This is a genomic window from Burkholderia sp. SR8, assembly GCF_052851275.1.
This window is the reverse complement of record NZ_JAULUC010000050.1, coordinates 1-8,072: the sequence shown is the minus strand read 5'-3', so window position 1 is coordinate 8,072 and position 8,072 is coordinate 1. Positions and strand designations below refer to the sequence as shown.

Here is an 8,072-nt window from a genome sequence, read left to right as displayed (position 1 = left end):
CGCTTCGTCAATCATCTCGCCTACGCGCTGTATCTGCCCGCGACGCCGGTCGCAACCGCCGACATGCCCGTCGTCGTGATGCTGCACGGCTGCAAGCAGACGGCCGAGTCGTTCGCGGCGGGCACGCGCATCTGCCGCATCGCCGAGCGCGCCGGGTTCGCCGTGCTGTTTCCCGAACAGGCGAAGACCGCCCATTCGCACCGCTGCTGGAACTGGCATGGCGACGCGTCGCAGTCGGAAGGGCCGGCGGTCGCGTCGCTGATCGACGCGATCGTGCGCGAGCGCGGGTTCGATCGCGACCGGATCTACCTCGCCGGCATGTCGGCCGGCGCCGGGCTGGCCGCGCAGCTCGCCGTTGCGTATCCGGATCTGTTCGCGGCGGTCGGCCTGCATTCCGGGCCGGCCATCGCGCCGCCGTTGTCGACGATGGCCGCGATGAGCGTGATGCGCCGCGGCCTGCGCGACGATCCGATCCACGTCGTCGACGCGTGCGTCGACGTCCGCGCCTATCCGGGGATGCCCGCGCTCGTCGTGCATGGCGGGCTGGATACGGTCGTCGACGAACGAAACGCGCAGCAGCTCGGCATCGCGTTCGCACGAATCAATCGGCTCGTCGACGAACACGGCGAACTGCGCGTCGGCGAGCAGCACACGTACGTGCAGGACGACGCCGACTATACGGACTATCTGCGCGGCGGCCGGCTGATCGTCAGGGTGTGCGTCGTTCGCCGGCTGGCGCACGCATGGAGCGGCGGCGATCCGCGCGAAGCGTTCCACTCCGCGACGGGTCCGGACGCGACCGCGATGTTCTGGAACTTCTTCCGCAGGCGGCGGCGCAAGCGCGCGACGTGACGATCGCGCCCGCGTAGTCCATCGCGTCGATCGCGGTCATGCCTGCTGCGCGACCGCCGCCGCGTCGTCCACGCTGCCGGCCGCGCGGCGTATCGGCAACCGGACGCAAAACGTCGTGCCGCGTCCCGGCTCGCTCGTCACGTCGATCGCGCCGCGATGGCGCTCGACGATCGCGTGCGACACCGACAATCCCAACCCCGTACCCTGCCCGACGGGCTTCGTCGTGAAGAACGGATCGAAGATCCGCCGAGCGATGTCGGGCGTCATGCCGGTTCCGGTATCGCTGATCGCGATCGACACCTGCTCGCCGTCGCTCGACGTGCGGATCGTGATCACGCCGCGTACCGCAATCGCGTGCGCCGCGTTGACGAGCAGGTTCATGAACACCTGGTTCAATTGCGACGGAAGACATTCGACGTGCGGCACGTCGCCGTATTCGCGCACGATGTCGGCCTTGTACTTCAATTCGTTGTGGACGACGTTCAGCGTGCTTTCGAGGCCGGCGTGCACGTCGACCACGCTCCACTCGCCGCTGCCCGGCCGCGAGAAATCGCGCAAGTCCTGCACGATGCGCCGCACGCGCAGCGCGCCATCGATCGATTCGTCGATCAGCGTCACGATCTCGTCGCGCACGTAATCGAGATCGGCCGCACCGCGCATCGCGGTCAGCGTGTCGCGCGTGTGCGGCTCCAGCTGCGGCAGCGCGGCCTCGTGCGCGGCGATCACGTCGAGCAGCGTTCGCACCCACGTGCGCAGCGTATTGAGATTCGCGCTGATGAAGCCGACCGGATTGTTGATCTCGTGCGCGACGCCGGCCGCGAGCTGGCCGATCGACGCGAGTTTTTCCGATTGCAGCAGCTGGACGTGGGTTTCCTCGAGCGCCCGCAGCAGGCGCCGCTGCTCGTCCTTCTCCTGTTCGAGCCGGGTCTGCGCCGCCCGGCGTTCGTCGATCTCGGTCGCCATGTTTTCGCGCGCCCGCTGCAGCATCGCGGTGGTCTGCTCGTAGCGCCGCAGCGCCGTTTCGAGTTCCGCGGTCCGCGAGCGCACCAGCCGTTCGAGCGTATCGGTCATCCCGCGCAGAAAGGTTGTGCGCGCATCGAAACGGCAAACGAGCAGCGTGACGATCAGCGTCGCGGACGTGAACAGTGCGATGGTCGTCGCGAGCCACGGCGCATCGATCCCGTTTGCGGCGCCGCATCGCGCGTCCGGCGCGAAATGCGCGGCAGCCATCGCCGTGTAGTGCATGCCGGTGATCGCGATGCCCATGACGAGCGCCGCGCCGATGCGCTGCGCGCTCGCGTGCCGCGCCTGTTGCGCACGCAGCGCCTGGGCCATCCACAGCGCGGCGGTCGACGCGATCACGGCCACGCCGATCGACGCGGCGAACAGCGCGGGATCGTAGCGAATGCCGGGCGCCATGCGCATCGCGGCCATTCCCGTGTAATGCATCCCGACGATCCCGGCGCCCATCAACGCGCCGCCTGCCAGCAGGCGGCGGCGGTTCAAGCGCGCCCGCGTGACGACGTTCAGCGCGAAATACGACACGAGCACGGCGATCGCCAGCGATGCGCCGGTATCCGGCAGCGCATAGCCGAGCGGGACGGGCAGCGACAACGCCAGCATGCCGACGAAGTGCATCGACCAGATCCCGGCGCCCATCGCGGCCGCGCCGCCGGCGAGCCATGCACGCTTGAGACGCGGATGGTCGAGCAGCGAGATGAACGCAGCGAGGTCGAGCGCCGTATACGAGGCCAGCGTCGCGATGACGAGCGACAGCAGGACGAGCAGCGGATTGTACGTGCCATGCATGATCGGGCGCCCCGGTCGAAATGAACGCGTTGCAGTGACCGGCCGTCGCTCGGTCGCGACGGCCGTGCGGCGTTGCGCAGCGTCAGCCGGGCGGCGCAGCGGCCTGCGCCGACGCGGCGGCCCCGGTCAGCACGAGAATGTCGAACGGCGTCCCTTCGCGCGCCTCGAAGCGGCGCACGAGTTCGATCTGGTGCGCCGACATCACGCTGCCCTTCGTCATCAGGAGTACGCCGCGATGCGTGCGCAGATCGTCGGCGAGCTGCATCCCTTCACGCAGCTGCGCGGACTGGATCTCCGCAACGGATGCGGCGATGCCGAGACTCGCCGGGTTGCGCATCAGGTCGATGAAGCGCGCGACGAGCAGCGGATCGTAGCGCACGCCGGCCTGCGAGCGCAGCACGTCGATGGCCTGCTCGACCGAATGCGGCGCGCCGATCTCGCCGTTGCGCAGCCCCTCGAAGTCGCGTGCGATCGCGACGATCCGCGAGCCGAGCGGGATCGCGTCGCCCGCGAGTCCGTCCGGCGTGCCTCGGCCGTTGAACCGCTCGTACTGGTGCAGCACGATCGACGCGACCTTGTGCAGCTGCGCGACCGGCGTCAGCACCATCTGCGCACGCAGCGGATGCTGCTGGAACAGGCTGTGTTCGTCCGTCGTCATCTTGACGAGCGGCTTGTGCAGCAATTCGTCGGGCAGCGACAGCTTGCCGATGCCGTGCAGCAGCCCCGCGTAATACACGTCCTGCGCGTGCAGGCTGCTCATCCCGGCCGACAGCGCGAGCCGGCGCGCGATCTCGCCGACACGCATCGCATGGCCGCTCGCGGATCCGCAGCGCATCTCGATCATGCTCGCGCACACCTGGACCATCGCGGTGAAACTGCTTTTCAGATCGTGCTGCGCGGCTTCGAGGAACATCACGGTTTGCCCGAGCTCCTCGGTGCGCGCGCGCACCTGCGTTTCGAGTTCGGTATTGAAACGGCGCAGCGTTTCGTTCTGCGCTTCGGTCAACGCGGCGAGCCGCGCGGCTTCGCCGCGCAAGCGCCGCTGCTCGAGCGCCTGCTCGAGGGTCATCAGCAGATCGTGGTCGTCCCACGGCTTGTTCAGGTAGCGATACACGCCGCCCTCGTTGACGGCCTCGACGATCGACGCGATGTCGGAATAGCCGGTCAAAAGGATCCGCATCGTGTCCGGGTACAGTGCACGCGCGCGGGACAGAAACGCGGCACCGCTCATGTTCGGCATGCGCATGTCGGACACGATCAGGTCGACTTCGCTCGACGCGAGCAGTTCGAGCGCGGCTTCGCCGCTTTCGGCGGTCAGGATCTCGTAACGCGCGGGCCGCAGCACGCGCTTGAGCGCGGACAGCACGCTCGGCTCGTCGTCGACGAGCAGGATCGACGGGGCCGCGGCAGGCTGCTCGGCCGCAGCGTCTGCGACCGTTTCGGGTGGTGCATCGTTCGTTCCGTTTATCGCGGATATCGTCATGGTTGGCCTCGGATCAATTGTCTTCACCGCCTCTGTAACATCGGCCTGCGACGCCGCTTCCACATCGGGGAAAACGCTGATCCGTGCGCGCAACGGCGGATGGCGCGATCCGGTCGGCATTGCGCGAATCGATCATTCGGCGCGCGTGATACCGACTTCCGGTATCGTGACGGGGCGTAGCTCAACGCGCGTCCCGCGCCGCACCATCCAACCCTTTTGGAGCATTCATGATTCTGGAAATGGCATCGCTCGAAATCGATCCGGCGCAGGCCGAGCCGTTCGAAGCCGCGGTTCGTCAGGCCCTTCCGCTGTTCGCCCGTGCGCGCGGCTGCGGCGGCGCCGAACTGCACCGCGTGATCGAGCGCAGCGGCGGCTACCTGCTCGTCGTCAAGTGGGACACCGTCGACGATCACATGGTGCATTTCCGGCAGTCGGACGACTTCCAGGCGTGGCGTCAGCTGGCCGGGCCGTTCTTCAAGAGCGCGCCGCAGGTCGTGCATACGGAAGTTGCGGTGAAGTGACCGCCACAGTGAAACGGGCCGGGCAGCCGCCCGACCCGCGTTCGTCACCCGCTGCCGAAACCCGGCGCTACGTGCGATGCTCTTCCCGTCAAAACCTGTGACGCATTCCGACCCGCAGTGAAACCTGCTTGTCGGTCGCGGACGGCGTCAACCCGGTGATCTGCGCAACCGCCGGGCCGCCGAGCGAATCGGTTCCGCTTGCCTTCTCGAACACGGCGACCGTATAGACGTCCGTCCGCTTCGACAGGAAATAGTCGATGCCCGCGCTGAACAGGTTGTAGTTCGCGCCGCCCTTGCCGCCGGCACCGCCGTTCCTCGTGTAGTCGTATGCGATTCCGGCCTGCAGCGAAGGCGCGAACTGGTACTTCGCATTGATCTCCACGTTGTTGAACGCGGCGGTGCCCGAGTAGCGCAGCGTATTCGGTCCCGCAGCGGAGCCCAGCCCCTCGAAGCGCGTATTCGAATACGCGAGGCCGATGCTCAGCGCCGCCAGCGTCACGCCCGCGCCGACACCGGCGATTTCGATCCGGCGCGCGGATGCATAGCCGGCGAACACCGGGTTGCTCTCCGGTGTGCTCGCGCTGCCGGCATTGCCGAGGTTGTTGCTCGTCGCCGGGCCTGCATTCGGATTCGCACCGAAGAACGAGGTATTCGGATCGCGGACGTTCAGATAACCCATACCGATGGAAAGCGGTCCTGCCGCGTACGACGCGCCGGCACCCCAGATCCAGTTGTTCGAGAACGATCCGGCGGTGCCGCCCAGATTCATCAACGCTTCGACGGTCAGCCCGCGGTAGCTGGCACTGCGGAACTTGATCGAATTGTTGATGCGCCGGGAATTCAGCGCATTGTCCAGGTCGCCTGGGTGCGACGTCATGTAACCGCCCCACTGCGGCGCGGCGAGGAACGGCCCGAAAAAGTCGACGACCGGATCGTACTGGCGTCCGAGCGTGACCGTGCCGGCCGGATGGCTCAAACCGACATACGCCTGGCGGCCGAACATCGCGCCGCCTTGGTTGAGCCCGCCGTTGTTGCTGTAGAAGCCGCTCTCCAGCACGAACAACGCAGCGAGGCTCCCGCCGAGATCCTCACGCCCCTTGAGCCCCCAGCGGCTCCCCTGCAAGCCGGCCGACCCACCTTCGATCATCGCGATCTGGCGACCGCCGACCGGGCCGGCCGCCGTTCTGGCCGTCTGTATATTGTTCGTATAGTTGATGCCGCTGTCGACGAGACCGTACAGCGTCGCGCTGCTCTGCGCGATCGCAATGCACGGCATTGCGTTCAGTACTACCAAGCACAATGGAAACGCCTTCATCGCTCGATTCTCCTCGTTGTTTCATGTATTCCGGTCTGTCGCCCGGCTGCGGTTCACCGCATCAATGCCCCTGCTTCGCGACGTTCGCGGGCGTATCGTCCGCCGGCTGTTCGTGAACGCGAATGAAGAACGTCATCAGGAACGACACGACGAGCAGCGCCGCGAGAAACAGCAGCCCCGGCGTCGCGCTCCGCCCTGCCCCTTTCACGAAGCCGATCATGAACGGCCCGACGAAGCCGCCGAGATTGCCGATCGAGTTGATCACCGCGATCGACACGGCTGCGGTCGACCGGCTGAGGAACAGCGTCGGCAATGCCCAGAACGGCGACTTGAACGCATAGAGGCCGGCGAGGCTCGCGCTGATCATCGCAATCGATACGTACGGGTTCGTCGACAGGCCCGCGCCGAGCAACGCCGCGGCGGCCACCGCCAGCGGGATCGCCGAATGCAGGCGCCGCTCGCTGCGCCGGTCCGAGCGGCGCGACCACATCACCATCGCGACCGTCGCGACCACGTACGGCACCGTCGCGATAAGCCCGATCTCGGTGTGCGTGAGATTCGTCGAAAAGCCCTTGATGATCTGCGGCATCCAGTAGCCGACTCCGAGGCTGCCGCACTGGTACACGAAGTAGATGAACGACAGGTACAGCACCTTCGGGTTCGTCATCGTCTTCAACGAGCCCAGGTGCTGCGCGCGCGGCCGCGCCTTGCGGTCGTTGTCGAGTTCGTTCAGCAGCCACGTGCGCTCGGCGGGCGTCAGCCACGTCGCGTCGCCCGGGCGATCCGTCAGGTACAGGAAGCACAGCACGCCGCCGATCAGCGCGGGCGCACCTTCGAGCACGAGCATCCAGCGCCAGCCGCTCCAGTCGAACCAGTGAACGTGGTCCATGATCCACGTCGAAAGCGGCGCGCCGATGATGTACGACACCGGAATCGCCGCGGTAAACAGCGCGACCGTCGTCGCGAGCTCCTTCGCGCGGAACCAGTAGGTCAGGTACACGATGATGCCGGGGAAGAAGCCGGCTTCCGCGACGCCCAGCAGGAACCGCAGCACGTACAGCTGCGTCGCGTCGTGCACGAACGCGGACAGCACCGAGATGAAGCCCCACGTGACCAGGATCCGCGCGATCCACACGCGTGCGCCGAACCGGTTGAGCATCACGTTGCTCGGCACTTCGAACAGGAAGTACCCGATGAAGAAGATGCCGGACGCGAAGCCGAACGCTTCGCTCGACAGCGCGAGGTCCTTGTTCATCTGCAACGCCGCGTAGCCGATGTTCGCGCGGTCGAGATACGAAACGATGTAGAGGACGAACACGAACGGGATGATGCGCCACGCGATCTTGCGCATCAGCGCGCGTTCGTCGATGAGGGTGTGTCGATTCATGAATATGCACCGGCGGACGCGCCGCCGGCTGTCTCCTGATGGTCCTGGAAGGATTACGCGCGGTGTTCGGAGAACACCATGCAGACGGGACTGCCCGACGCGACCGAGAAGCCGGTCGGCCTCAGGCGGCCCGTCGCCGGATCGATCGCGAACGCGACGATGCTGTCGCTGTCTTCGTTCAGCGCATACATGAAGCGGCCGTCCGGCGTGCCGGCCATGAAGCGCGGCGTGCGGCCGCCGGTCGGCTCGGCCGCGACGAATGCAAGGCGACCGGTAGCGGGATCGATGCGGAACACGGCGATGCTGTCGTCGCCGCGGTTCGATGCGTACACGAAGCGCCCTGCCGGATCGACCTCGATCTCCGATGCACGGCTGTTGCCGGTATACGTGTCGGGCAGCGACGACACGATCTGCACCGGCGTCAGCGCGCCGCTCGACGACGCGTACCGATAGGTCGTGACGGTCGAGTCGAGCTCGTTGACGACGTACGCATGCGCACCGTCAGGATGGAACGCGACGTGACGCGGGCCGGCCGTCTCGCGCGTGACGACGAATGCCGGGTCGGCCGGCGTGAGCCGACCATCGGCGAAGCGGAACGAGAACACGCGGTCGAGCCCCTTGTCCGGCACGATCACGAATCGCCCGGTCGGATCGAACGGATTGAAGTGCGGCTTCGCCTGCTTCTGCTCGACGCGGTGCGGGCCA

General features: G+C 66.8%; 7 protein-coding genes. 2 read left to right on the top strand and 5 right to left on the bottom strand.

Annotation, left to right across the window (positions count from 1 at the left end; genetic code table 11):
- Positions 1-852, top strand: an 852-nt coding sequence (locus tag Q3A80_RS31525) for an extracellular catalytic domain type 1 short-chain-length polyhydroxyalkanoate depolymerase (RefSeq protein WP_446332685.1), incomplete at its 5' end; no start/stop codon positions are given.
- 36 nt (positions 853-888) lie between these two features.
- Here the strand turns inward: Q3A80_RS31525 and Q3A80_RS31520 are convergent.
- Together Q3A80_RS31520 and Q3A80_RS31515 are read right to left on the bottom strand one after the other, a co-directional pair.
- Entirely contained in the window at positions 889-2,661 is a 1,773-nt protein-coding gene (locus Q3A80_RS31520) for a histidine kinase (RefSeq protein WP_446332684.1), read from the bottom strand.
- Between the two features lie 82 nt (positions 2,662-2,743).
- Positions 2,744-4,144, bottom strand: coding sequence for an HD domain-containing phosphohydrolase (locus Q3A80_RS31515; protein WP_446332683.1), 1,401 nt, complete (start codon positions 4,142-4,144; stop codon positions 2,744-2,746).
- Between the two features lie 227 nt (positions 4,145-4,371).
- Between Q3A80_RS31515 and Q3A80_RS31510 the strand changes: the two genes are divergently transcribed.
- Complete coding sequence (locus tag Q3A80_RS31510; RefSeq protein ID WP_446332682.1) at positions 4,372-4,665, top strand: antibiotic biosynthesis monooxygenase family protein; 294 nt, start codon at positions 4,372-4,374, stop codon at positions 4,663-4,665.
- Between the two features lie 88 nt (positions 4,666-4,753).
- Here the strand turns inward: Q3A80_RS31510 and Q3A80_RS31505 are convergent, their stop codons facing one another.
- From Q3A80_RS31505 to Q3A80_RS31495, 3 genes are all read right to left on the bottom strand, one after another.
- Entirely contained in the window at positions 4,754-5,980 is a 1,227-nt protein-coding gene (locus tag Q3A80_RS31505) for a porin (RefSeq protein WP_446332681.1), read from the bottom strand.
- 61 nt (positions 5,981-6,041) lie between these two features.
- The gene (locus Q3A80_RS31500; RefSeq protein ID WP_446332680.1) at positions 6,042-7,367 is read right to left on the bottom strand and encodes an MFS transporter; all 1,326 of its coding nucleotides are present in this window, start codon (positions 7,365-7,367) and stop codon (positions 6,042-6,044) included.
- Between the two features lie 53 nt (positions 7,368-7,420).
- Positions 7,421-8,072: lactonase family protein (locus Q3A80_RS31495; RefSeq protein ID WP_446332679.1), on the bottom strand; the 652-nt coding region annotated here is incomplete at its 5' end.